Origin of the sequence: Leisingera aquaemixtae (assembly GCF_019801145.1) — a bacterium.
In the GTDB taxonomy this organism is placed as follows: domain Bacteria; phylum Pseudomonadota; class Alphaproteobacteria; order Rhodobacterales; family Rhodobacteraceae; genus Leisingera; species Leisingera aquaemixtae_A.
Genome location: NZ_JAHVJQ010000008.1, coordinates 22,194 through 48,329, shown reverse-complemented (window position 1 = coordinate 48,329; position 26,136 = coordinate 22,194). Strand labels below are relative to the sequence as shown.

Here is a 26,136-nt window from a genome sequence, read left to right as displayed (position 1 = left end):
ATTGGATGATGGTCAAGACAACCCATGTAGGCTCGCTGCCCCGGACCCGGGAAGTCGTGGATTTCATCTTCGCCCGCGAGCGGAAGGAGCCTTTTGACCAAGCGGAATTCGACGCCTGCATGTCGGCTGCCGTTTCTGAAACTGTCCGCAAACAGGTTGCCGCGGGGGTAGATATCGTCAGCGACGGCGAGAGCTCCAAGATCTCCTATGCCACCTACGTCAAGGACCGCTACACCGGCTTTTCCGGCGACAGCCCGCGCAATGCGCCTGCCGATCTGAAGATGTTTCCGGGCTTCCTGCAACGGCTGGCAGACGACGGCGGCACGCCGCAATATGCCCGCCCCATGTGTACCAGCGACGTGCGCTCCAAGGGCCAGGCTGAGCTGGAAAAGGACATCGCCAACCTCAAGACTGCCATGGCAGAGCACGGCATGGAACGCGGCTTCATAAACGCGGCGTCGCCCGGGGTCATCTCGCTGTTTTTGCAGAACGATTTCTATCCCACACGCGAGGCGTACCTGGCCGCGCTGGCCGATGCGATGAAGGCTGAATATGAGACCATCGTGGCCGCCGGGCTGGATCTGCAGCTGGACTGCCCCGACCTGGCACTGTCGCGGCACATGCTGTTCAATGACTTGTCCGACGCGGAGTTCATCAAGATCGCAGACATGCATGTGGAGGCGTTGAACCACGCGCTGCAAAACGTGCCGCAGGAGCGCGTCCGGGTGCATATCTGCTGGGGCAACTACGAAGGCCCGCATTGCTGTGACATTCCGATGGACACAGTGTTCACCACTCTGATGAACACCAAATCGCGCTATGTTCTGTTTGAAACCTCCAATCCGCGCCACGCCCATGAATGGACCGTGTTCCACGACCGCAAGGCAGAGATCCCGGAGGACAAGGTGCTGGTGCCCGGCGTGGTAGATACTACCACCAATTTTGTAGAACACCCGGAACTGGTCGCGCAGCGCATTGAAAGATTTACCGAAATCGTCGGCTCTGACCGGGTGATCGCGGGCTCGGACTGCGGCTTTGGTACCTTTGCAGGCTTTGGCGCAGTGGACCCGGACATCGCCTATGCCAAGCTCGCCGCACTGTCGGAGGGGGCACGGCGCGTCAAATGACACCGCTTGTCCTGATCCCCGGTATGATGTGCGATGCGCGGCTGTTCAACCCGCAGATTGCGGCGCTGTCCGGCAGCGTTCCGATCGTGACCGCGCCAATCGGCGGTCATGGCACAATGGTGGCGCTGGCAGCGGAGCTGCTCTCTTACGCGCCGCCGCGCTTTGCACTGGCGGGCCTGTCGATGGGCGGCATCCTGGCGATGGAAATCCTCCGCCAGGCGCCAGAGCGGATCGCAGGCTTGGCGCTGATGGACACCAACCCGCTAGCCGAAAGGGATGAGGTCAAGGCCCGCCGCGCGCCGCAGATCGAAGCCGTCCGCCAAGGCGGGCTGCGCCGGGTGATGGCCGAGGAGATGAAGCCGAACTACTTGACGGAAGGGCCCAACCGGGCCGCGATCCTTGATCTGTGCATGGACATGGCCTTGGATCTGGGTCCGGACGTTTTCATCAATCAGTCCACAGCCTTGCGCGACCGCATCGACCAATGCGAAACGCTGCGCGCCTTCACCGGCCCGGCGCTGGTGCTGTGCGGTCGCGACGACATCCCCTGCCCCGTCACCCGGCATGAGCTGATGCACGAATTGATGCCGCAAAGCCGGCTGGAAATCATCGGAAACGCCGGCCATCTGCCGGTTCTGGAACAACCTGAACAAACCACGGCGGCACTGAACCGCTGGCTGGAGACGATATGAAACCATCGCTGCTAAACCTGCTGAATAAGGTCGACACGCCCACCGTCTGCAACGCCATCGAAGTGGCTGAGGGAAAGCGCGGTTTCAACGCCTTCACCCGCGGCACCATGCTGTGTTCGGACCCGGATGCCGGCGCCATGGTGGGCTATGCCCGCACCGCCAAGATTGCCGCGGTGAACCCGCCGGAAGAACCGCCCGAAGTGATCCGCAAGCGCCGCATGGACTACTACCGGCACATGGCTCTCGGCACCGGGCCTTCGATCACCGTGGTCGAGGATCTGGACTTCCCCCATTGCATCGGCGCCTACTGGGGCGAGATCAACACCACCGTGCATAAAGGCTTCGGCATCAACGGCGCGCTGACCAACGGCGTGATGCGGGATCTGGGCGATCTGCCCGAGGGCTTCCCGGTTGTTGCTGGCTCCATTGGCCCCAGCCACGGGTTCGTACACGTCAAGGAAGTCGGAACACCCGTCAACATCTTCGGCCTGGAAATCAATGACGGCGATCTGGTGCATGCGGACCGTCACGGCGCACTGGTGATCCCCCCAAAGGTGTTGGGTGATCTCGAACAGGCCATCCTCAATCTGCTCGAAACAGAGAAACTGATCCTGAAGCCTGCGCGCAAGCCTGGGTTCGACTTCGACGCATTCGAGGAAGCATGGCAAGCGTTTGAAGCGGCCAGGACTTAGGTTAGGACCCATTAATCCTGCACCATTGGTTTCGCCGCTTTAGACTTGGCTGCGTAACAACTACTGGCCGTAGAACGAGCGGTCCGCGGAGGCCGTTTCTGACCTTGGAGTTGTTGAGCAGGCAGCGAGGTCTATGGCTGGGCTCATTGGAGTAAGGCACCTTCCGCGTTTAATCGCGATGGTACCACACAGCTGCGCTGTGACCAGCTTGGCCTGATTTGGTCCCATTGCCGCAGTCTGAATTTAGTGTGCGAGCACGGCCTTTTCGAAACGGGGAGTGATGCCAAATTGCCTCTTGTAGTGTTTCGAGAAGTGGCTGACCGATGAGAAACCGCAGGCAGTCGCGACATCGATCACGCGCATCTGCGTTTGCTGCAAAAGCGCGCGCGCTCTCTCGAGCCTGAGAACCGTCATATAACTCTTTGGGCTGTTTCCCAAATGCTGGCTGAAAAGCCTTTCGAGCTGCCGCGTCGAAATACCAACCTGTTCAGCGATGATTGACGGCGAAACAGGATCCTCCAAGCATTCCTGCATATAGCCTATTGCCTTTGACAGTTTTTCATTCCTGAATTCGACGCGCCGGAGACTGGCCACAACCTGGCGACTGCTCCCATCCCGAACAGATGCGCTGAGGAGTTGATCAGCGACTTGAGTGGAGGCTTCCGGGCCGGCCTTCTGACAGATCAGCGCGGAAAAGAGATCCAGAGTGGCAACGCCGCCACCACATGAGACGACGTTGGCAGTTTCTTCAAAAATCGTGCAGACAGGATCCAGTTCAAGAAAGCTCTCTTGAAAAATGGGTTTCATTCTCCAGTGCGAGCTGATGCGCCCCTCTTTTGCGATGCCAATTCGAGCGAGAAACAGTGCTCCGCCTCCCAGTCCGCAAAGTTGCGCCCCAATTCTTGCCGCTTGCCGCAACCAAGCCGCGGTTCTGCCAGACTTGGGGTAATTTTGGGAATTGAAGGCGCAACAAATAACGATGCAATCTTCGCGGCGCACATCAGGCAAAGCACTGTCAACTGCTGCATTCAGTCCCGAAGAAGAAATGACACTGTCACCCGTTTCGCTGACAATTTTCCACTGAAAAAGCGTCTTTCCAGATGTTTCGTTTGCGGCGGCCAAAGAGTCGATTCCGGATCCCAAGTCCAAAGCTGAGAACCCGGGCATCAGCAAGAAAACGAAACGGTTCAATTCAACCGGCTCACATCGGTCCGAGCCTATTTTTTTCTCTGGCCGCCCCATAGTCCTAACCCCGAATTAGGAACGCATATTTGCGCCGTTGGCGTCGTAGGCCGGCCCTGCCAAGACCAGCGCATCGTAAAGGTTGCCAAGGATCTCCACCTGAAGCTTCGTTCCGTGAGCCGCGAACTCGGCCGCAACGTAGCCCATGGCCATCGACTTTCCGACATGATGTGCATAGCCGCCCGAACTGACGTAACCGACCGGCTCACCATCTTTGAAGATCGCCTCATCATGGGCCACGTCGATCCCCTCAACGTCGATCGTCATCGTCACCAGTTTCTGGGAAACGCCGCCTTCGCGGGCCTTCAGCGTTGCCTCCTTGCCGACAAACTCCTTTTGCCAGTTGATGAAGACATCCATCCCGGATTCGACCGCGTCAAAGTCGGGACGGTATTCCATCGTCCAGACACCCCAGCCCTTTTCGAGCCGCATCGATAGCAGTGCGCGTGCGCCGTACCAGCGATAGCCCAGATCCGCGCCGGCCTCTTCGATGGCGTCTGCCAGGCGCATCAGGTACTGCGGCTTGCAGTAGATCTCATAACCCAGTTCACCGGAGAAACTGATCCGGTTGATAATCACCGGCACGCCGCCGACAAAAGTCTGGCGCAGGTCGCGGAACTTGAAGGCTTCGGCTGAAACATCGTCGCGCGTGATCCGGGCAAGCAGTTCCCGCGATTTCGGGCCTGACAGGGCGATGCCGTGCCAGTCGTCCGAAACATTGGCATAGGAAATGCCTGCGGGCAGGTCTTTTTCGAACCAGCGGCGGTGCGCCTCCTGCATCGCGCCAGAACCGAACAGCATAAAGTGATCCTCGGCCAGACAAGCCACGGTCAGGTCTCCGTAAAGCTTGCCCTTCGGTGTTAGCATCGGTGTCAGCGCCAGGCGTCCGGGTTTGGGGACAAAACCGGCCAGGATATGGTTCAGGTATTCGCGAACGCCCTCGCCCTTGAACTCATGCTTGGCAAAGTTGGCAATCTCGATGCCGCCGACAGCTTCGCGCACGGCCTTGATTTCCCGCGCGACATAGTCGTGCGACCGGTTGCGCTCGAAGGATGGAACCTCATGCGCATCCTCGGGACCGTCGGCAAACCACAGCACATGTTCCAAGCCGAACCCCTGGTCCATCACCGCCCCCTTGGCGATCATGCGGTCATAGAGCGCAGTTGTCTTTTGCTTGCGGCCCTTGGGCAGGGTTTCGTTCGGGAAGGTCATCACGAAGCGGCGTTCGTAGTTCTCCGACGACTTGATGGTGCCCCAGTCAGGTGTCGCGAACTCGCCAAACCGTGCTACGTCCATCGCCCAGACATCGATGGAGGGTTCGCCGTCGATCATCCACTCCGCCAAGGTCAGGCCCACGCCGCCGCCCTGGCAGAAGCCCGCCATGACACCAACAGCCACCCAGTAGTTCTTCATGCCCGGAACAGGACCAATCAGCGGGTTGCCGTCTGGACCAAACGTGAACGGGCCGTTGATCACATCCTTGATGCCGGCATTGGCCATCGCCGGGAGACGTTCGAATGCGGTTTCCAGGCGGTCTGCCACTCGGTCCAGATCCGGCGGCAGCAGTTCATGGCCGAAGTCCCAGGGCGTCCCGCCGACTTTCCACGGGGTCGCCTGGGCCTCGTAGGTGCCCAGCAGCATGCCCTGCCCTTCCTGGCGGCAATAGACGTTGGCCTCGAAGTCGATCCCGTGCGGCAGTTGCTGACCGAAGTTCACAACTTCATCCATGCGCTCAGTGATCAGGTAATGGTGCTCCATCGGCTGAACCGGCAATTGAATGCCCGCCATATGACCCACCTCACGCGCCCACAGACCGCCGCAGTTCACGACATGCTCTGCGTTGATCGTGCCCTTGGGGGTGACGATGTCCCAGCTGCCGTCCGGGCGCTGCGTCATACCGGTTGCGCCGCAGTGGGTGAAATACTGTGCGCCATGCGCCTTGGCCGCCTTGGCAAAAGCATATGTCGTGCCTGACGGGTCCAGATGGCCGTCCTGCGCATCCCACAGAACCGCGTGATAGTGGTCCGGATCGATCAGCGGGTGACGCTCGGCCAGTTCTTTGGGCGAGATGAATTCCTGATCCAGGCCCATGTAACGCGCCTTCGAACGCTCGCCCTTTAGGTAGTCATACCATTCCTTGGTGGAAGCAGCGTAGAAACCACCGGTCTGATGCAAACCGACGGATTGGCCAGACAGTTCCTCGATTTCTTTATAAAGGTTGATCGTATATGACTGCAGGCGCGAGATGTTAGGGTCAGAGCTGATGGTATGGATGCCCCCGGCCGCGTGCCAGGAGGAACCGGATGTCAGCTCGTCACGCTCAAGCAGCACCGCATCTTTCCAGCCAAATTTTGCAAGGTGGAACAGGATTGAGCAGCCAACAACGCCGCCGCCAATAACAACGACTTTGGCGTGGGACGGAAGTTTCTTGCCGCCTGTGGTCTCTTCGGTCTGAATAGTAGGCATGTTTCGTTCATCCTCAGGGATTCAGCTCTCATAGCGCCAGGGAATAGGGTGCGCGCACCCCGTTTGGATTCCAGGCCATCTCTGAATGAAAGCGGGGTTTCTGATTGTTAATGAATTGCGGGTCGGCAGCGCGATCACGTCCTTTGCGACCCGCGAACCGATCCCGTAAGCGTTAGAAGTCCGTCGCTGCGCCACCCTCGGCCTTGCGCTTGGCGACAAAAGCGTCCAACTCGTCTCGGATCGCCGGATCCAGGACCGGAGCCTCGTATGAGGCAAGCCGCTTCTTCCACTCCGCGTTTGCACGCTCGATCGCAATCGGCGATCCAGCCTCTTGCCAGGTTTCAAAGTTACGCCAATCGCTCAGGATTGGTGAATAGAAGGCATCGCGGTAACGCGCCTGGGTGTGTTCAGTGCCAAAGAAGTGGCCCGCCGGCCCGACCTCATTAATGGCTTCCAGCGCCAGATCGTCAATGCTGGTCGAAACCGGTTGCAGGAATTCTGAAATCATCTGCAGCAGGTCGATATCGAGGATCACCTTCTCATACGAGCAGCACAGGCCCCCTTCGAGCCAGCCGGCCCCATGCATGAGCATGTTTGCGCCGCCATTGATGGCGCCCCAAAGCGAGAAAACCGCCTCATATGCAGCCTGCGAGTCGACCGTATTGGCCGCGCATACATTCGATGAGCGATAAGGAATGCCATAGCGCCGCGCCAGCTGGCCGCCGATATGCTGCGCCTTCATGTATTCCGGCGTGCCAAACGCCGGTGAGCCGGTCTTCATGTCCACATTGGACGTGAAACCGCCATACATCACCGGCGCGCCCGGGCGCACCATCTGGGTAAAGGCCACCCCCGCCAATGCCTCGGCATTCTGCAATGTCACGGCCCCGGCAATCGTAACCGGCGCCATTGCCCCGGCCAGCGTGAAGGGTGTGATCACGACAGGCTGGCCCATCTCGGACAAAGCCATCACCCCCTGCATCATCGGAATATCGAGCTGCAGAGGAGAGTTCGTGTTGATGATCGAGAACATACACGCCTGATCACGCATCTGCTCGTGTGTCAGACCATGGGCAATCCGTGTCATCTCGATCGCATCGGACACACGCTCCTCGCCTAGCGAGTAGATACAATACGCCTTGTCGGTCAGCGTGATGTAATCCTGGATGCAATCAAGATGGCGGACAGAGGCGTGAATATCGACAGGTTCGACAGGATACCCGCCGGTCACGTTCAGCACATTGTGCATCTGGGCCAATCGCAGGAAATTGCGATAGTCTTCCTGATTGCCAGCACGCCGTCCCCGGTCCGTATCAGAGCAATTCGGCGCACTTGCCATCATGTTGAAAACAATATTGTTCCCACCCATAACAACGTTGTGCTGGGGGTTGCGCGCGTGCAGCGTGAACTCCGACGGAGCACTTGCAACGGCTTGGTTAATCAGATCCGGATCGAAGCGCACGCGCACTTCGCCATCCCTGACATCTGCACCCGCCTTTTTCATCACGGCGCGCGCGTCATCGTGCAAAACGTCCAAGCCGGTTTCTGAAAGCAGTTTCAGGGATGCCTGGTGAATATGTTCGACCTGATCATCCGAAATGAGCTCAACGGCCGGATAAGGACGCTTAAGCTGGGTGAAGGGCCGCTGCACGATTGCTGGGGCCGGCGCCCCGCCATCACGGCGGCGTCCGCGGCGTCCGCGCGCTCCTTGGGACAGTTGATCAGTAGACATCCAATAGCACCTTCATGGCCGGAATTGAGCTTGAGAACGAGAGGCTTGGGTTCAAGCCCTCAAGTCCGTTTCTGCGGGTGGAAGCTGGATGAAGAACCAAGCCGCAGGCCGCCGCTCAAACTTGCGGAGGCTGGCGGGCTTGCCGGCCCGCCAGAGCCCGGAGGCACCAGACGAAGGTTCTTTTTATGTTTTCCAATATACCGCATTGAATCCGATATATAGGAATAATGCAAAGATTCGGTCAAGCCCTTCTGCGGCCCTCCCCTCAAACTGACGCGGTCGGCTCCTGATACTGAGTCGGCTGGGCCACGAGAAGGATCGCCTCCGTTTCCCCGTCCGCCTCGTTGCTAATGCGATGGTTGCAGTCACTGCGGTACCGCAGTGTGTCACCAGCCTCAGCCCGGACAGTACGATCACCAACCGTTACCGACAGTGACCCAGACAAGCAGGTCAGGTGTTCAAAGGTGCCAGGGGCATGAGGCTTTGAATCTAGCTCTGCTCCAGGCTTCATGTGCAGCCTGTGCCATTCAACAGGAAGAACCGTTCGCCGCGGACTGAGCATATACAACTCACATTTCCCATCCGCGCTGCGCCGCATTGGCGTGGAATAGTGATGAAGATGCTCAATTGGCTCCTCTTTACCAGGCCCGCTTTCCAGCAAGCTGAGATCGATCCCAAGCGCTTGAGAAAGAGCCCAGACGATGGAGAAGGTCGGGTTTGTGGCGCCCCGCTCAATGGCAGACAGCATTGACCGGGACACCCCGGTGCGCTCAGAGAGCCGCTCCAAAGTCAGGCCAAGCGACTTTCTGGCCTCCTTCATGATTTTTCCGATATCTGGAGTGGCTGCGTGTGTGTTCATTCTCAATATCCAATATATTAGATTTCTCTTTACTGACTGCTGAAGCCTTGCTAAGTCCACAATATTGGAAATCCAGGGGAATGCTATGCTCTACTCCAGCACTCGCGGGAACGCACCCGCTCGATCCCTCCGGGAATTGCTAAGCCGTGGCACTGCTGAGGATGGCGGTCTTTACGTGCCCGGGACCTGGCCCGAACTCACACCCGGCGAACTGACTACGCTGGGCGGGCAGCCCTACGACCAGATTGCATCGGATGTTCTGGCGCTGTTTGGCGGAGCCGAGTGGCAGAAGGGCGATTTCACCGCAGGCATAAGACATGCACTGGCCGGTTTTGAACGCAATGATGGCCCGCCCCTGACCCGCCTGAATGACCAGCTATGGAGCATGGAGCTATTCCATGGTCCCACACTCGCCTTCAAGGATTACGCCCTCGCTCCTCTGGCGGAAGCGATCGACCGGGAACTCGCACTCACCGGGAAACGGGCTACAGTACTCTGCGCAACGTCCGGAGATACCGGCGCAGCTACGGCTAACGCCTTTGCGGGGCGTTCGCGCGCCAATGCAGTAATTCTGTTTCCGGAGGGCCGCGTATCTGACGTGCAGCGCAAGCAGATGACCTGCCTGGGAGCGGAAAATGTCCAGGCCATCAGCGTCCGGGGAGACTTCGATGACTGTCAAAGCATAGTCAAAAGCCTGTATCAGAGCGAAGCTTCCAAAGAATATAGCTACACGGCTGTTAATTCGATCAACCTGGCCCGGATCCTCCTTCAGACGTCCTATTACATTTACGCCTCGGTGAAGATCCACAACGATTGCGGCCAGCCTGTGAACTTTGCTGTGCCGAGCGGAAATTTTGGCAATATCTTTGCGGGCTATATCGCGAAGCAAATGGGTGCTCCCATCGGAAAGCTGATCGTCACCTCAAACGAGAATGACGTCCTTCCCCGGCTGTTCGACACTGGACGGATGTCGAAAGCCGAGACCATTCCAACAATCTCACCTAGCATGGACATTCAGGTTTCAAGCAACTTTGAACGCATGCTGTGGCTTTTGAAAGGACGCGACGGGAACGCAACGCGCGATATGCAAAAACAGCTGGCTGAACAGTCTTACTACGAACTCACCCAAGCCGAGCGTTCCGCACTGACCGAGAACTTCGGAGCGATGAAATGCGGCAAGGGCGACGCCTTGGACACCATGCGCCAGCTCCACAAGCAGTTCGGCAAGATCATTTGCCCGCATTCAGCAACCGGATATTTCGCGGCAGATCAGCTGAAGGCAACGCTTGACGGTCCCATTGTTGTCGCTGAAACAGCCCATCCGGCAAAATTCCCGACGGCTGTCAAAGAAGCGCTCGGCACACTTCCGGATACGCCTGCGCGGCTGATGGACCTGTTTGCCCGTGAAGAGGAGTTCGCAACCGTCGATCCGACGGTTGAAGCGGTGCAAAGCGTGATCGACGGAAAATTCGGAACGCCATGAAACTGACGTGCTTGCCCCCGGAGGTTCAATCTCTTCTGAATGAACCGCGTGACATCCTCTTGATCGGGATGTCGGGAATCGGAAAAACGCTCCTTTCGAGCTATTTGAACCAATCCGGGGCGTGGCACTATGTGTCGATAGACACCCAAATCCAAGAGCGGTATTTGCGCGAGCAGATTCTTGATGCCTTCAATGCCGAGGTCAGCAAGGGTGCAATGCTGTCCAAGCTGAAAGAACTGGGCATTCTCAGCCTGGACAATGAATTGTGCAAGGACACGCTTGCGCCTTTGACGTCCTATTTGGGGATGCCCGGCAACCCGGACAAAGGCGGGATCGAATTCAACGAATATGTGAAACGGCAAAACTTGCATCGGTTGGCTGAACGCACGGCGGTCGAGGACCTTCTTCGGCTAGGTGCCGATCAGCCAATTCTGGCTGATTCCAGCGGATCGTTCTGCGAATTGTTCACTGCCGGTGACCCCACATTTGCTGCTTTGAAAGACAGGTTCCTTGTGGTGTCGCTGAGGGAGAACGACGAACTCGTCAACAATCTGATTGCGAGATATGTTGAGAATCCGAAACCGATTTACTATCCGCCTGACCTGCTTTCTGAATACTGGGGTGAGTTTTCGGCTGCGGTTGGAAACCAGGACAGGAATGTCGATCCGAGGAAGTTTGCGCTCTGGTCGTATAAGAAGTTGGTTTCTGTCAGGCGGGACAAGTTTGCGGACCTGGCTAAGCACAGTGACATATCTATTCCCGCCGCAAATTTGCGATACGCCTAAGGGCTGCAGCCCTGACGAGCCGTGCTCTCCCCTTTTCCGGATGCCTTTACCTGCGCACCTCCAGCGGCATCTATCCGCTGCTGGCCTTGTTCCTGCAAAAGCACACGACTTAATGCGAGGTAACTGCAGTTTCTAGAACGCGCCCGCCGTTAGGCCTGCCACGCCTCTGAGCCACCGAAAGAACTGCACCGAGCGGGTTTTGGCTTGTTGCTCTTCTGAAATCTCAAGCCAGTATCCGTTTGGCCCAACCACAGTTGTTGGAGAAATCTGGACAAGGCTGCCTGCGTTGAGTTCATATTCAATCATATTGCGGTCGACCACGGCGACGCCGACCGAATTTTTGGCTGCCTGAATGGCAAGCTCAAGCGTTGCAAATTCCATGGATGTCCCGCTGGGAATATCCGGGTTGTCCGGCTCAAGTGCCAGCCAGTCCTCCCACAAAGGAAAGCGCACACCTTTGTCAAAGACATGCAAAAGGCAGCTGGCGCGCATGGCCTCACGGTCCTCAAAAAGTGCCGGCGAACAGACGGCAATGTGCTGTTCCACCAGCAGCTGCACATGTTCGGATCCTGCGGTGGGATGTGCGCCAAATTGAACGACGCAATCCATGCGGATATCAGGCCATGGCTCGGTGTGGACGGCCAATTCAACACCCGGAAACCGTTGTGGATAGGATGGCAGGCGCCGTGTCAGCCAACGGGACGCCAAGGTGGGTGGCGCCAGCAGGTTGATTTTATGCCGTTGAAGGGATCCGGTGGCTTCGCCCACGGCATTTTCCAGAAGGCCAAATGTCTCGAAAATCCGCTGATGGAAGACCCGGCCCTCTTCCGTCAACGAAATGCTGTTGCCGACCCTATCAAACAGCTTGAGATCCAATGCATCCTCCAGCGCTCTTATCTGCCTGCTAACAGCGCTCTGGGTGACGCCAAGCTGCTTGGCCGCGCCGGTAACGCTCAGACAGTTGCCAACAACCGAAAAGGCCCGGAGCGAGGTGAGACTTGGGGAATTATTCATTGGTGCGATGCGCAAGCCACTGTGGGATAGTGCCATGCAACTTAGTCAGTTCTCGCGCCAACGTCATTACAAAAAGGAATGCTTATTCCTTTTTGTAATTTGCCTGAATCCCTGAATTTCACCAAAGACACGCCACGACAGCTCGACACGAGGGAGGCGTGGTGTCCGTGGATCACTTCAGGACGGAGCATGATACCCTTGGCTCGGTATCTGTGCCTGCGAATGCCCGCTATGGCGCTCAAACACAGCGCTCCGCAGAACTTTTCCCCTTATTTGGCGCGCAAAAGTTATCTGCTTATCCGCAGTTGATCGAGGCGATGCTGCATGTCAAACGCGCGGCTGCGCAGACCAACGTGTCCATCGGAGCCATGCCGGAGGACGTGGGAGAAGCGATCAGCGCGGCCATAGACCATTTGTTGACACAGCCTCTGGAGACGGATTTCCCCATACATTCATTTCATGGGGGTGGCGGGATCGGCATCAACATGAACGTCAACGAAGTGCTGGCCAATCTCGCCAACCATCAGCGATTTGGCACGTCTTTTGGCAGCAACGCACCGCTGCATCCGAATGATCACCTTAACCTCAATCATTCCACCAGCGACTGCCTGTCAACCGCCTGCCACATCGCGGCCCGTGCCGCCTGGGCGGGGCTGGAAACCGAGCTGCTGGGACTAGTGGATGACCTCGAACAGTGCGCTAAACAGATGGGGGACCAGCCCAAAATGGCGCGCACCTGCCTGCAGGATGCGGTGGATATTCGCGCCGGGGACTATTTCGGCGGGGTTGCGCATAATCTGCGCAAGCTGACAGCGCGCGCCGGCGCAGACGCCAGCGATCTGGCAGCCGTGAACCTGGGCGGCAATATCATCGGGCGGTCTGATGATTGTGACCCGGATTTTTTCAATCAGGTCATCCATCAGTTGAACACGGTTTTGGAACAGGCAGGCCTGGCCCATGATCTGCGCCGCACCGACAATCTGTTTGCCGCGTCGCAAGCTCATGATCCGCTGCAAAACCTGGCGTCGTCGCTGGAACAGATCGCCCGGACACTTATCCGGTTTGGCGGGGATCTGCGGCTGATGGCGTCAGGGCCGAATGCAGGCTTTGGCGAAATCCGCCTGCCGGTAAAGCAGCCCGGCTCATCGGCCATTCCGGGCAAGATCAATCCGACGATCCCCGAATTCACTATGCAATGCGCCATGATGGCCTGTGGCCGCGCGGCGACGGTGTGCATGACCCAGGATCACGGGGAACTGGATTACAACCCGTGGCAGATGCTGGTCGTGATCGCCCTGCTTGACATGATTGCCCTGTTGCAGAGCGGGGTGTCCTCGCTGCGCCGCAACTGTGTGCAGGGGCTGGAACTGAACTCCCAGCGCAACACCGAAAATGCGCAAGGGCTGGGCCCGAGCCTCATGCAGGTCAAACGCAAATATGGCTACAGCCGTGCCTCGGCTGTGGCGAAACAGGCCGCGGGCGATGTGTCCATCGTGCGCGCAGCACTTTCCGGAATAGAGGAAGTACAATGACACTCGATGCAGATCTGAGCTGGGCCAAAACCTGGCTGAAGGCGGAAAAGAAGCAGTATATCAACGGCCAGTGGGTGGCCGGTGCAGGTCAGGCCTGGGATGTGAAGAACCCCGCCACAGGCGAAACCCTCAGCACCATCGCGCTGGCCGATGCGGGTCAGGCGGATGCCGCCGCAGTTGCCGCCCACCGCTGCCACCAAAGCGATGTCTGGAGCCGCAAGACCACCCGCAAACAACGCGCCGATGTGCTCAATGCCATCGCCCGGCTGATCCGGGAGAACACGCAAAAGCTGGCTATTCTGGAAAGCCTGCCGAACGGCAAGCTGCTGTCCGAGGCCATGGCGGACGACATCCCGACCTGCGCCGAGATCTTCGAATACTACGCCGGCTGGACCGACAAGTTCTACGGTGAGGTCTCGCCGGTTGAAGACGGGTTTGTGAACTTCACCAACAAGGAACCCGTGGGCGTCTGCGCCCTGATCGCGCCGTGGAACTTCCCGCTCTATCAGGCCAGCCTGAAGATCGCCCCGGCGCTGGCCATGGGCAACACGGTGGTGATGAAGCCCTCCGAATACACGCCGCTGGCCACGCAATTCCTGTTCGAGTTGATCGACCGCGAGCTGGACCTGCCCGCCGGGCTGCTGAACCTCCTGGTCTGTGACGGGCCGGTGGCCAACCACCTGACGGTCAGCCGCGACGTCCACAAGGTTTCCTTCACCGGGAGCACCAACGTGGGCCGTCAGATCGTGCAGAACTCGGGTCAGTCGAACCTCAAGGCAGTGACCCTGGAACTCGGCGGGAAGTCGCCGTGCATCTTCTTTGACGACACGCCGGATCTGGATGCTGCAATCGACCGCGCCTTCACCGTCATGTTCTCGCACAAGGGCGAGAAATGCTCCGAGCCGACCCGCTTCCTGATCCAGAAAGGCAGCTATGACTATGTCATGAGCCGCCTGATCGAGAAGGCCGAGGCGGTGCGCTGCGGCGATCCGCTGTCCGCAGATGCGCAACAGGGCCCGCAATGCAACGCGGCGCAGTTCAAGCGCATCATGGATTACATCGAAATCGGCAAAGGTGAAGCCGAACTGGTCGCTGGCGGCCTTGCGGATCAGCGAGGTGACAACGCCAACGGCCTGTTCATCCGCCCGACAATTTTTGCGAATGTACCGGGTTCCGCACGCATTGCCCAAGAGGAAATCTTTGGGCCGATTCTGTCCTGTACGCCATTTGATACCGCAGAGGACGCTCTGACCCTGGCCAATGACACCACCTATGGCCTGGCCGCCGGGGTCTATACCGGCAACATCAATGTGGCGCATCGAATGGCGGATCGCCTGGATGCGGGCATGATCTTTGTGAACCGCTATGGCTGTTACGGCCTATCCAGCCCGTTCGGCGGATTCAAGGAAAGCGGCTGGGGCAAGGAAATGGCCATCCACTCGCTCAGTTCCTACACCAAAACCAAAGGAGTCTGGATCGCTTACGGGTGATCCTTCTCCGACCTCTCCACCATCAATTCATTCACTAGGAAAGACTGTAGAATGAAATACACACGCCTTGGCAATTCGGGCCTACGCGTCTCTCGGCTGTGCCTTGGAACAATGAACATGGGTTCCAAGGATTGGAAGCCGTGGATCTTTGACGAAGCCGAAAGCGAGCCGCTGATCGGCCACGCACTGGACAACGGGATCAACTTTATCGATCTGGCGGACTTTTACTCGGCGGGCGAAGGCGAAGCCGTGGTGGGCAATATCCTGCGCCGCCTGGCGCGCCGGGATGAGCTGATCCTGACAACCAAACTGGGCTACCAGATTGGCCAGGACGTGAACTCTTACGGGACGTCGCGCAAGCATATCCTCGATGCCATCAATGGCTCGCTGCAGCGTTTGAAGATGGATTACATCGATATCTACATGCTGCATTACTTCGATACCGAAACCCCGGTCGAAGAAACCATGGAAGCGCTGAACGACGTCGTTCGCAGCGGCAAAGCGCGGTATATCGGCGTGTCGACCATGTACACATGGCAATTCGCCAAGATCCTGAATGTCTGCGAAAAAAATGGCTGGACCAAGCCGGTCAACATGCAGCTTCAGCTGAATTGCGCCTACCGTGAAGAAGAGCGCGAAATGATCCCCTACTGCATGGATCAGGGGATTGGTGTGTCGTCTTTCAGCCCGCTGGCCCGGGGCACCCTGGCCAATGATCCCAACTCTACCCGTAACAAGACCGACTTCTTTACCGCACAGATGTACAACGACCAGGCTTCCTATGAGATCGCCTGTTCCGTACAGCGTGTGGCCGAGGCCAAAGGCATCACTTCCTCGCAGGTGGCGCAGGCCTGGGTTCTGCGCAAGCCAGAGATTTCGTCGATGCTGGTCGGTGCGGACAGTGTTGCCCAGCTCGACACCGCCTTTGCGGCGCTTGAGACAGAACTCGACGCAGAAGATCTGCACGAGATTGAACGCAACTACACGCCCTGCGACCTGATCAACGATTACACCGCGGAAAAGCGCACCCCGCGCACCCCGCGCGCAGCCATCGGCAAATATGCCGGTCAGACACCGGAAAATCACGACCTGAGCATCCCGAGTACAGCCATCGGCCAATACGCGGATCAGGCGGCAAACGTGGCTTGAACCACTGCCCGCGTGCCTCAGGCACGAGGGCATGTTTTCGCATGCCACCCATCTTCTGAAAGGGATGCACAGAATGAACTCGCATTACAGGGATCACCGGAAGATCGACCCAAGCCAGGGCGCACGCCTTGGCGACGGGACGGAAAATGACGGCAACCGGGTCGAGATCGGACCAACGGCGCTCGCCCATGCCGAATGGCGCGAGGCGGGTCTGGAACTGCCCGACCTGGCCGAGATGCGCAAAGCCCGCCATAAGCGCCTGACCGACGCCATCGTCGCGCGCGGCTATGGCGGCCTTCTGATGTTCGACCCTTTGAACATTCGCTACGCAACCGACACGACGAACATGCAATTGTGGAACACCCACAACCCGTTCCGGGCCTGCCTGCTCTGCGCCGACGGTTACATGGTTATCTGGGACTACAAGAACGCGCCGTTCCTGGCCGAGTATAATCCGCTTGTCCGCGAGAGCCGGTCCGGCGCGGACATGTTCTATTTCGCACGCGGCGACCGGATCGGCCCGGCGGCCGACGCCTTCGCCGCCGAGGTGGCGGACCTGCTTGCCACCCACGCACCGGGCCATACTCAGATCGGCATCGACAAGATCCAGCCCGCCGGATTGGACGCGATCCGCCGCGCGGGGCTGGAGTATCGCGACGGCGAGGAAGTCACCGAACGCACGCGGGGCATCAAGACCGAGCACGAGCTGCGCGCCATGCGCTGCGCCATCCATTCCTGCGAACGCGCCATGGCCGCAATGGAAGACTTCGCGCGCACCGAGATTCCGAAGGGCGGGGTGACCGAAGACGACGTCTGGGCCGTGCTGCATGCCGAAAACATCAAACGTGGCGGCGAATGGATCGAAACACGGCTGCTCACCTCGGGGCCGCGCACAAACCCCTGGTTCCAGGAATGCGGGCCTCGGGTCATCTCCGAGAATGAGATCCTCGCTTTCGATACTGATCTGATCGGACCTTACGGCATCTGCGCTGACCTCAGCCGCACATGGTGGATCGGCGACGACCTGGCGCCGGCACATATGCGCGAGAGCTATGCCGAGGCCGTCGAACACATCCGCTACAACACGGCGCTCCTGCAGCCTGGCCTCCACATGGAGGACCTGACCCGCTCATTGCATGTGCTGCAGGACAAGTATCAGGCGCTCAAATATTCCTCGCCGATGCACGGGGTGGGGATGTGCGATGAGTGGCCTCTGATCGCCTATCCCGACCGCCTGGTGGAAGGTGCCTTCGACGCCGTTCTCGAGCCCGGCCTGACGCTGTGTGTCGAGGCGCTGGTGGGCGAAGTCGGCGGGGATCACATGGTCAAGCTGGAGGATCAGGGCGTGGTGACCGGCAGCGGGTTCGAGACGATCTCAACCTATCCGCTCGACGCGCGCCTGATGGGCTGAGCAACCCAGTCAGAATTTGCAATGCGCAAATCCCGCCAGCAAACCCCAAACACAGTCTGCTGGCGGAACAGTTTTCACAAACCAGGGAGGAAAGTATGAAACCACCTTTAGGAGAATTGGACATTCCAGTTTCGGAGAGCGGCTTTTACGCTGGGTTTTCGAAAAACGTGGCCGTTGGCGCCAAGCTGCTCGTCACGGCGCTGATCGTATGGGCCGTAGCCTTTCCCGAGAGCGCTTCATCGGCGCTGGGATCCCTCAACACGCTCATTCTCGGAGTGTTTAACTACTGGTACATCTATGCAGTAGCCTTCTTCCTCATCCTTTGCCTGGTGCTGGCGCTCCTGCCGGTCTCCGGCCGCTTGCGGTTGGGACTGGACGGTGAAAAGCCGGAATTCTCGAATTTCTCATGGTTTTCCATGATGTTCAGTGCGGGTATCGGGATCGGGATGCTGACTTTTGCGACCGCTGAACCGATTTACCATTTCCAGAACAACCCCAACGTGATCATGGGCGAAGTTGCCGGCACCTCGGCAGAAGCTGTGCGCTCGGCCTATATCTGGTCCTTCGCGCATTGGGGGCTGTCGGCCTGGGGCGCATATGCAATTGCCGGGCTGGCCTTTGCCTATTTCTCCTACCGCCGCAACCTGCCGCTGACGGTGCGCACCGCGCTGATCCCGCTGTTTGGCAAGTCGCTGTCGGGGCCGCTGGGGCATCTGGTCGACATCGTGTCGGTGGTCGCCATTGTTCTGGGCATTGCGCAGACGCTTGGGTTTGGTGTGGAGCAATTCGTTGCCGGCCTGGCCCGTATCGGCGTCGGTGACTGGCTGCTGGTGGACGACGGAAACGGCGGCCAGAAAGCCTCTTTCGCTGCAATCCTGTTCGCCCTTCTGGTCATTGTCGGCGCTTCTACGCTGTCGGCCCTGTCCGGCGTCGGGCGCGGGATCAAATGGCTGTCGAACCTGAACATGGGACTGAGCTTCTTCCTGCTGGCGTTCTTCCTGATCTTTGGATCCACGATGTTCGCTCTCGAAGTGTTCTTCGTCGGCATCTGGGATTACCTGCGCGCGCTGCCCGGCATCAGCTTTACCGTGTGGTCCGATGATGGCACCGAACAGGGTGCGGCCCTGGCTGGCTGGCAAGGCGGCTGGACCGTGTTCTACTGGGCCTGGTGGATTGCCGTGACGCCGTTTGTCGGCCTGTTTCTGGCACGGATTTCACGCGGCAGAACCGTCCGTGAATTCATTCTGGGCGCGATGATCATTCCGTCGATCATGTGCTTTATCTGGTTTGCCTTTATCGGCGGCACAGCCATTGATCTGGAACTGAGCGGCGCCGCCGGAAACGCGATCCTTGGCGCAGGGATTTCCGATCAGCTCTATGCCACGCTTTCGGTCCTGCTCAGCGACGGGCTGACCTGGGTGTTCTCGGTCATCGTCGTCGTTTTGCTGCTGACCTATCTGGTGACATCCGCGGACTCGGCCGTGTTGATCATCAACACCATCAACGCCGCCGGTGATGATGGCCCCAAGGCGCGCCCCCATATCATCTTTTGGGGTATTGCGCTGGCCTTGGTCGTTGGCGCCCTGCTCGTTGTCGGCGGCCTGAAAGCCATTCAAACCGCGATGGTCATCGCCGCGTTACCGTTCAGCTTTGCAATGGTGCTGATGGGCTTTGCCCTGATCAAGGCGATCATCAACGATAGCCGCCGGAACGCGGCCGGAGTGGCATCGACAGTGGACGATGAGGAGCCGTTGCCAGCCGAGTAACGGCACACAATACTCCCGGAGCGCCCGCATGACCTGTTGTGGGCGCTCTTTCTGCAATCAATCTGGGGAGGGCTTTGTCAGGTTCTCTGCTCGATGAAGGCGGATTTTTGCCCCGACAGCCGCACACCAGGTCCGCACGCATTGGCAACAAACTCCGGCCCATAGCACGTCGGGAAGATTAGCCGCTGAGAGGCTATGGCCACGCGCGCAGCCCTCAAATCGCGCAGCGGGTGGCCATAACCGGGTCTCAGGTCTCAACAGTGGTTTTGTGTAAACCACACCGCTGAGGAGGCCGGGTATGACCGCCACCTTTTCTACTGCGCCGACCTTACTGGTCGCCATCGACATTTCCAAACACCGCCACGAAGTTCTGATCGGTGATCCCGGCAAGAAGCGCCGCCGCCACAGCCGCTCGATCCAACTGAAACTGACCTGCCAGACTGGATCTCGCAGCAGCACGGCGCCCCCCCGATATCGGCAGCTGCCATCTTGCCGGACCAGCTCGGTCATTTCAGCAACTAGTCGGCCCTGGTTTTCCCGGCCCCTTGGACGATGCCGCTGCGCCATCTGCGGGCACATGTTGAGCGCTTGATGCGGACGTGTGTGGTTGTATTGCCTGACGCATCAATCAATGACGATCTGCGCCTGTTTTGTGGTCTTCAACCGTTCGGCATTGGGCATCTCACGGCGAAGCGTTCCATTGAAACGTTCGCTGTACTCGTTGTCCTAGGGTGATCCCGGAAAGATCCGAATTGGGGTCACACCGACCTTCTCGAGCCAGCTCCGGGTTGCCTGGGATGCAAACTTCGGGCCGCAGCCGGTTTCGAGGGTGTGCCGTGACCAGATGCGGAAGCGCATAATTGTCCCGGTTGCGTCAGGCGTATTATCGAGCTCAGGATTTCTCCCGTGCGTTAGGACCTAAGCATCAGGGCCCTATTTCTCCGCGTTGAATGCCAGCTGGCCGCATCGGCAAGGAGCACGGCGCGGAAACATTTGAATGGGGTTTTCCACATTCCCGTTGTCTCCGGCCATCCCGATTTTCGCCTTCCTGGCCTATATTTGTCCAGATATCGGAGATCAGCAGGACAGGGCCTGAACACGCGTTTGCGCGAACGGGAAAGGCTTGCCCCAGGAACAGAAGGATAGGTCATGACCGAACGCAGGACCCACATGGTCAAGTTCCGCTTAAGCGAGACTGAGAATCAGCAGCTGGAACAGCTTGCCAGGCAGAGCGGCTTTGCAACAAAAGCAGGTTATCTGCGCCATGCAGCGCTGGAGACAGGCGGTGGTGATGCGGCCCTTGCAGAGGAGATCGGAAAACTCGGCCTGGCGGTCAACGCGCTGCATGGCCGCGTTCCCGCCTCCCGGATCGGCCGTCTCGCCGAAGCAGTCTGCCGGCTGGCCGAGGCTTTGGCCATGCGCGGGGCGGCACGCTGATGCGCCCATACGTGACCTTCCACAAAACCGCCCAAGCCGCCGTCGCTTATATTTTCGACGATGGCGCGGAGATTATTGGCGGCACGATCCCGGTGCTGCCCCGGCGTCGGCTTAGTCAGTATCTCGAACATCTCGCTGCGGGTCATGCCATCATCCATATGACGCTGTCCTTGCCCGAAGGCTTGCGCGCAAGCAGCGGCCAATGGACCCGGATTTTCCTGACGGCGCTGCGCGAAACAGGTTTCCCGGAATTCGCAACCCCATGGCTGGCCGCGCGTCACCCCGGCAAGAGTTGCGACCATGTCCATTCGGCCATCGTATCCCGGACCTTTTCGGGTTGGGTGGTCAGGCCCCGGGTGTCCCGAAAAAACACCGACCGGGTGCATGGGATGCTGGCACGGCATCTGGGCCTCGAAAAGCCTGTGTATTTCGACCCGAAGATCCCCGACCTGACCCCACCAGTGCCGCAGCGCAACCTGACCACCGACCTCCGCCGCCAGTTACATACCGACCTCGGCTCAGTGTTCCGGCACCAGCAGCCACGGTCCCTCCCCGAGCTCGACGCCGCCATGGGTCTTGCCCCCGGTGAGTTTCGGCGCACCCGGATCCTAAACACGCACAGGACCAAAAGCGATCTCTGGGTGAATGGTGCAGGCAGCGTGCTAGGCGGAAATCTCGGTCCGGCTTGGGAACCACGGCACCTGCGCAGCCGCCTCGAATTCGCCCGCAAATTGGACGAAGCACGAAGGTTTCTGGAAGCCGCTAGTTTTTTCAATGCCCTTAACCAATACAGACCCGAATTCACGGAGTTCATACATGACCACATCCGTACCGAAAACGCTTCACCTGCCCCAGGACCATCAGGTGCTTCTCGACCAATTGATCCGGAACGAGGAACACATCAGAGTGTTGCACCCACTACTCGCGCTTCTGGAAACGCCCGAGCGGGACTCCAAGACCCTGGCGCAAGGGCTTCTGTCAGCGCTTCTCCAGATCTCCGAGGACCTGCGCCTTGGCCGTCAGCAGCAGGAAGCCAACCAGCAGCAGATGGCCGCCCTCGAAAGAAAGCTCGACAGCGTGCTGACCATCCTGAACCTGCCCCTGGAGTGACGTTTGGCATCCTCTTGCGGCATGTCGTCGCCTGCATCGGCGCAGGTCGCGGTTCTTGGCAGATTGCCCACCAGGACGGGGAATTTCCGCTGCGCATCATGTTCGGCGATGGCAGCTTTGCCGCCGCCGGACCCCGCAGGGCTCTCGTGCGCGGCCCAGGAGGTGAGGCTGAGCAATTCTGCTGGTCCTATGCCCCCTTGCTTGCGCCTTCCCTTGGGATCCCAGTCCCGGAGGAGTACAGCGGCCCGTCGCTCGAGTGATCGGACGCTAGCCGGAGGATTGGAAGCTGCTTTTAGGCTGCAGCCGACGCGGAGGGAAAGCCGCGATTAGAGCGGTCTCCGCAACAGATCAATATCGGATTTTGCTTTCATAAGTTTCCTGCGGCCAACAGCCTGCTGGACCCGCGCTGCCGGGGGCTGGGAAGGACTTTCATATGTGAAATTCTGTCAATGGCCGAGGAGTTAGATTTGACTGTCCTCAGTCGAGGGATTGTCCATCGTAAATGATCTCGGGAAGGCGCAGCGCATTGATACCATCGACGCAGCCAAGGTTAATTCGGTAGTGGCCCGGATTTAGGCGAGTTTCGACGAATGTCTGAATGCCACATTGGCTGCAAAAGTGATGGCGGGCTGTCATCGAGCCAAATTGGTATGTTGATAGGGCATCCCCCTTCGCTGAGATTTCAATGTTTTCCGGCGCTATCGCCGTCATCGACATGGATATGCCTTTACGGGCGCAGATGGAGCAGTCGCATCGCATGGCCTGCTCTATCTCGGGTGCAGAGAACGTGAACTTCACTGCACCACAGTGGCAACTTCCGGTGTATCTGATCATCTGTGCCCCTTATGTTTGCTTCCTAACGAGGCTACATTATTTGGATCTTAACACTTTCACCGGCCGCGACATGCTTAGTCGGCTTTGGTCAACTCCGACCTATACTGACGAAGGTCTTGCATCGCCGGTTTGTAAGCTAAACCAATACTGTATACCGACCTTGCGTAAGTCTTTTCTTTTTCGTGCCTGTCTGGATGCAGGATCACCAAGTACCGTTTTCGGCGCGCACCGGTTGATGAGGGTGCCGCCCTTTTTGTTGTCGGCTATCCCGACCGAGCCCCGCACGCGGCGCCCTCGACTGGAAATGGTGGTGTTTCCATCGCCGTGCGCCAGAGCTGGATCGCGAGCTTGCGAGCAACGGCGACAATGGCATTTTACCCGATCCCATGCTTCGCAAAATAGTGATTGTAGATGGCCTTTGCCTCTGGATCGTGCCAGGTCCATTGTCATGCCGCTTCGACCAATATGCCGCGCAAGCGTTTCTGCCTGACCGGGCGCGGCTTTGCTCTTGTAGGGCTTCTGCCGCTCGACCTGACGACGGGGGCAAGACCGAGATAGGATGTGACCTCCTCCGGTCTGTTGAACCATTCGGGTAAGAACAGCTCTGCAGGAAAATGCGCCGCCGCCGTTTCGCCTACGCCGATGACCGAGGTGAGGTGCTTGAACCAAAGCAGCCATCCGCCAGGCGGCGGCGGTCCTGGCTAATGCTGCCTCCTGCACCGTTGGCAGCGAAGCGCAGACAGCGACCTTTGCACAGTCGTGGCTCCTCGGGCAGGGCAATAGGCACGACCGGCCCTTTGCAGTCATCCATCGGACTTCCGCATGCGGCAGTGCAGCTTCCCCAAACCGGCCGTTGGTGCATAGTGCAGCATTTCAAGAGCAGAAGCGGGACAAACCGGGCTTTCGCCGCACGTGCAGCCTGGGTGCTCCCACTAGTCCGCTATGCGCAGCGCTCAGCCATGTCGGCCACAGCCAAGGCGTTCATCTGCCATTACTATATCGGCGGCAGCCTCAACCTTGTCGGACACAAGGCGGTCGATCTCTCCCATGAGGTGGCGCCGTTCTTCGCCACTCAGGCTTGGAAACTGGGCAGCGATCTTGCGCGCCTCGCTCGTAAATACCGGCACGTCAATTCTCCTTTTCTGGATCTCCGACGAAGCGACAACGCTTCGTTAACCCAACTACCGCATAAGGGTATTAGGAGATTTTCCGCTCTCCCTAAGTATCTAGGCAATACCGCGGTGGGCGCCTTCAACAAAGGGGCGCTCACCACCCTTTTGCCCCAGCGCCCGATGGGGTGGCTCCCGCAGTCAAACATTGACCTGGTAACGAGTGCCGCGGGCTGCAACTCTCCTTATCTGGACACAAATTTGACTACCCTTCCAAGCCCAAGATGGCGCGGATCTCAGGCGAAAACACTGAAGAAGCTGCCCCGGCGAGAAAATAAACTAGCTCCCGCCCCCGAGCCCAGGCTGCCTTCTTCAACCTTTCCCAACGCTGCTCTGGGGTCTCTGGAATTGCGCGGGCGATGAAACCTTCAAACAATAATTTCCGCAGGAGGTTAACGAGGACAAGCAATGCCACCCCCAAAACTGTGGAAAAAACCATCTGCTGTAAGTTGGGCAGGTCCTGCATTGAGCTTTTCTCCCTAGCTGGCTTCACTCTTTAGATGCTGCACAACCAGGTGGGCCGCGCAGTTCGGGCATTCGAACACCTCACCCTCGGCCGGCACTTCGCTCAGCTCGAAATCCATATCAATAGAGCACACAGGACACTCGAACTCGGCCCAAGCTTCACTGGCGTTGCTGAATAAATGGAACACCCTTCCTCCCCCTTACTGAACTCCAACCAGCCTTAGTTGATCAACTTTTAGCCAGCGCTACTTACAATAAGCCTCATGGAGACATGGGGCTGCAACCCACGAGTTAACCAGTTGGTGGACTAATTGGTCCTGCGGGTTGCACACTCCGCTTCTGGACACATTCCGTTTCTGCGCTATGTCGCCTTGCATCCCGATCTTCATTTGGGGGAAGGAAGGACGGGGCAGAGCGGCCTGCACCACTTTTAGTTAAATTACCGCTGCAGGCCGCTCGACGATCAAACGCCCCCCGCTCTCCTTGCATGGACTCTTGCTTTTGGTGCCATTCGTCAATGTCGCTACAAAATGGCCCGACTTGGTATCCCGAGATTATCGAGACCTCCGATCCATTCGGGCTGAACTCACAGTAGTCATTGTCATCACAGGTATATGTTCTAATGACCTCACCGTCATTGGAAATCACGTCTCCACCATCGGCAGGGAAAGTATGCCGCCGGAAGGCAACGATCATTGCCTCTTCATCTTTGCTTAGAACAGTCGAGTTCGGCTCCTTTGGGCCTGTCTTTCTGTCCTCGACCGTTTGACGCTTTCGCCACTTGGCTACGGTCTTGACGTTGATGCCAAGCTCGCGGCTCAGCTCCGCGTTCGAAGCTTGCGATCGCTGTATTGTTGCTCGGATGGCGTGCGTTGTCGTGGCGCAGCCGTGACGTATCTGTCCCATAAAGCATCCTTCCATTCAATCGAATGGATCGCACCATCAAACCCTGGGATCAAACACCTAGGCAAAACCACGGTGGTCGCCTTCAACCAAGGGCGCACATCACCCTTATACCCTAGTGCCCGATGGGGTGGTGCCCGCGGTCAATCGTTGATCCGGTAACGAGTACAGCGGGCAGCCCTTCTCCCTTACTGGACTCTTTCAATTGCCGCGGGCGCTAGAACGGCGCCCGCGGCTCTTTGACTGGGCTTCGCTCTACTTAAACCGCAAGCACTTTGGCCAGGCTTGAAAGCTGAGCACGCTGCTCTTCTGGAATGCTAAAAAACGTCCTGACAAGATCTACAGCTTCCTTTGCCTGCACTACATCCGCGGAAAGGTGCTTTTCACCCGACGTGCTTTCGGCACTGTTCAAGCCTTCGAAGAAGTGCGTGACATCCACGTCAAGTGCGGCAGCAATCTCCCATAGACGCGAAGCACTGACACGGTTCGCTCCTGTTTCGTACTTCTGGACTTGCTGGAATTTTACGCCAACCTCTGAAGCTAATTCCTGCTGGGTTTTCCCAACAAGCCAGCGCCGATGGCGAATTCGCTTACCGACATGAACGTCAACTGGATGAGGCATAGACACATTCCCTAGCGTGCAACTTTAGGTGCAGCTACCATATCCAGCAACGCGCTTCAAATTTGATTTTCCTTTTTGCAGAGCCTTTGAGAGCCAGGACGCATGAGGCGCCTCCTTTATTGGACACAAACCTGCAACTACTCAGGCTTCACGGCG

The 26,136-nt window shown here is 58.3% G+C and carries 21 protein-coding genes and 1 pseudogene; 12 read left to right on the top strand and 10 right to left on the bottom strand.

Annotation, left to right across the window (positions count from 1 at the left end; all coding sequences use genetic code 11):
- Positions 1 to 8 precede the first annotated feature (8 nt).
- Genes KUW17_RS16950 through KUW17_RS16940 form a run of 3 tightly spaced genes read left to right on the top strand, consistent with a single transcriptional unit; the run spans position 9 to position 2,511 of the window.
- Positions 9 to 1,127: a cobalamin-independent methionine synthase II family protein gene (locus KUW17_RS16950; RefSeq protein ID WP_222481633.1), complete on the top strand. Its 1,119-nt coding sequence runs from the start codon at positions 9 to 11 to the stop codon at positions 1,125 to 1,127.
- The gene (locus KUW17_RS16945) at positions 1,124 to 1,819 is read left to right on the top strand and encodes an alpha/beta fold hydrolase (protein ID WP_222481270.1); all 696 of its coding nucleotides are present in this window, start codon (positions 1,124 to 1,126) and stop codon (positions 1,817 to 1,819) included. The genes KUW17_RS16950 and KUW17_RS16945 overlap by 4 nt, the downstream gene beginning before the upstream one ends.
- Positions 1,816 to 2,511: an RraA family protein gene (locus KUW17_RS16940; protein WP_222481268.1), complete on the top strand. Its 696-nt coding sequence runs from the start codon at positions 1,816 to 1,818 to the stop codon at positions 2,509 to 2,511. Before KUW17_RS16945 ends, KUW17_RS16940 begins: the two co-directional genes overlap by 4 nt.
- A gap of 243 nt (positions 2,512 to 2,754) precedes the next feature.
- Here the strand turns inward: KUW17_RS16940 and KUW17_RS16935 are convergent, their stop codons facing one another.
- The 4 genes from KUW17_RS16935 to KUW17_RS16920 all read right to left on the bottom strand — a co-directional run bounded on the left by KUW17_RS16935 (position 2,755) and on the right by KUW17_RS16920 (position 8,810).
- Positions 2,755 to 3,702, bottom strand: a complete 948-nt coding sequence (locus tag KUW17_RS16935) for a GlxA family transcriptional regulator (protein ID WP_222481266.1) — start codon at positions 3,700 to 3,702, stop codon at positions 2,755 to 2,757.
- Positions 3,703 to 3,768: 66 nt separating this feature from the next.
- Complete coding sequence (locus KUW17_RS16930; RefSeq protein ID WP_222481264.1) at positions 3,769 to 6,219, bottom strand: FAD-dependent oxidoreductase; 2,451 nt, start codon at positions 6,217 to 6,219, stop codon at positions 3,769 to 3,771.
- Between the two features lie 172 nt (positions 6,220 to 6,391).
- Entirely contained in the window at positions 6,392 to 7,951 is a 1,560-nt protein-coding gene (locus KUW17_RS16925) for a trimethylamine methyltransferase family protein (protein WP_222481262.1), read from the bottom strand.
- A 265-nt stretch (positions 7,952 to 8,216) separates the two neighbouring features.
- A complete protein-coding gene (locus KUW17_RS16920) occupies positions 8,217 to 8,810 on the bottom strand; it encodes a helix-turn-helix domain-containing protein (protein ID WP_222481260.1) in 594 nt (197 codons plus the stop codon).
- Between the two features lie 85 nt (positions 8,811 to 8,895).
- Here KUW17_RS16920 and thrC point away from each other — a divergent pair, with 85 nt between their 5' ends.
- Both thrC and KUW17_RS16910 read left to right on the top strand, forming a co-directional pair.
- Positions 8,896 to 10,293, top strand: coding sequence for a threonine synthase (thrC, locus tag KUW17_RS16915; RefSeq protein WP_222481258.1), 1,398 nt, complete (start codon positions 8,896 to 8,898; stop codon positions 10,291 to 10,293).
- Entirely contained in the window at positions 10,290 to 11,078 is a 789-nt protein-coding gene (locus KUW17_RS16910; protein ID WP_222481256.1) for a hypothetical protein, read from the top strand. Before thrC ends, KUW17_RS16910 begins: the two co-directional genes overlap by 4 nt.
- Before the next feature lie 132 nt (positions 11,079 to 11,210).
- Here KUW17_RS16910 and KUW17_RS16905 read toward each other — a convergent pair whose 3' ends face one another.
- Positions 11,211 to 12,128, bottom strand: coding sequence for a LysR family transcriptional regulator (locus KUW17_RS16905; protein WP_222481254.1), 918 nt, complete (start codon positions 12,126 to 12,128; stop codon positions 11,211 to 11,213).
- A gap of 125 nt (positions 12,129 to 12,253) precedes the next feature.
- Here KUW17_RS16905 and KUW17_RS16900 point away from each other — a divergent pair, with 125 nt between their 5' ends.
- From KUW17_RS16900 to KUW17_RS16870, 7 genes are all read left to right on the top strand, one after another.
- A complete protein-coding gene (locus KUW17_RS16900) occupies positions 12,254 to 13,624 on the top strand; it encodes a lyase family protein (RefSeq protein ID WP_222481252.1) in 1,371 nt (456 codons plus the stop codon).
- Positions 13,621 to 15,114, top strand: coding sequence for an aldehyde dehydrogenase family protein (locus KUW17_RS16895; RefSeq protein ID WP_222481250.1), 1,494 nt, complete (start codon positions 13,621 to 13,623; stop codon positions 15,112 to 15,114). The genes KUW17_RS16900 and KUW17_RS16895 overlap by 4 nt, the downstream gene beginning before the upstream one ends.
- A gap of 51 nt (positions 15,115 to 15,165) precedes the next feature.
- Complete coding sequence (locus KUW17_RS16890) at positions 15,166 to 16,263, top strand: aldo/keto reductase (protein WP_222481248.1); 1,098 nt, start codon at positions 15,166 to 15,168, stop codon at positions 16,261 to 16,263.
- Between the two features lie 73 nt (positions 16,264 to 16,336).
- Entirely contained in the window at positions 16,337 to 17,674 is a 1,338-nt protein-coding gene (gene dddP, locus KUW17_RS16885) for a dimethylsulfonioproprionate lyase DddP (RefSeq protein WP_222481631.1), read from the top strand.
- A gap of 95 nt (positions 17,675 to 17,769) precedes the next feature.
- The gene (locus tag KUW17_RS16880) at positions 17,770 to 19,440 is read left to right on the top strand and encodes a BCCT family transporter (protein ID WP_222481246.1); all 1,671 of its coding nucleotides are present in this window, start codon (positions 17,770 to 17,772) and stop codon (positions 19,438 to 19,440) included.
- Positions 19,441 to 20,589: 1,149 nt separating this feature from the next.
- On the top strand, positions 20,590 to 20,877 hold the full coding sequence (locus KUW17_RS16875; protein ID WP_222481243.1) for a plasmid mobilization protein: 288 nt from the start codon (positions 20,590 to 20,592) through the stop codon (positions 20,875 to 20,877).
- A gap of 816 nt (positions 20,878 to 21,693) precedes the next feature.
- Positions 21,694 to 21,987, top strand: a complete 294-nt coding sequence (locus tag KUW17_RS16870) for a hypothetical protein (protein WP_222481241.1) — start codon at positions 21,694 to 21,696, stop codon at positions 21,985 to 21,987.
- Positions 21,988 to 22,464: 477 nt separating this feature from the next.
- Here KUW17_RS16870 and KUW17_RS16865 read toward each other — a convergent pair whose 3' ends face one another.
- From KUW17_RS16865 to KUW17_RS16850, 5 genes and pseudogenes are all read right to left on the bottom strand, one after another.
- Positions 22,465 to 22,821 (bottom strand): GFA family protein, encoded by a 357-nt coding sequence (locus KUW17_RS16865; RefSeq protein WP_222481239.1) that lies wholly within the window; start codon positions 22,819 to 22,821, stop codon positions 22,465 to 22,467.
- A gap of 446 nt (positions 22,822 to 23,267) precedes the next feature.
- The gene (locus KUW17_RS23530) at positions 23,268 to 23,495 is read right to left on the bottom strand and encodes a transposase (RefSeq protein WP_222481629.1); all 228 of its coding nucleotides are present in this window, start codon (positions 23,493 to 23,495) and stop codon (positions 23,268 to 23,270) included.
- Between the two features lie 700 nt (positions 23,496 to 24,195).
- Positions 24,196 to 24,456: a hypothetical protein gene (locus KUW17_RS16855; protein ID WP_222481237.1), complete on the bottom strand. Its 261-nt coding sequence runs from the start codon at positions 24,454 to 24,456 to the stop codon at positions 24,196 to 24,198.
- Between the two features lie 668 nt (positions 24,457 to 25,124).
- Positions 25,125 to 25,361: pseudogene (locus KUW17_RS23375) on the bottom strand (IS481 family transposase); the annotation flags it as partial.
- 256 nt (positions 25,362 to 25,617) lie between these two features.
- Complete coding sequence (locus KUW17_RS16850; protein ID WP_222481235.1) at positions 25,618 to 25,980, bottom strand: helix-turn-helix domain-containing protein; 363 nt, start codon at positions 25,978 to 25,980, stop codon at positions 25,618 to 25,620.
- Positions 25,981 to 26,136 lie beyond the last annotated feature (156 nt).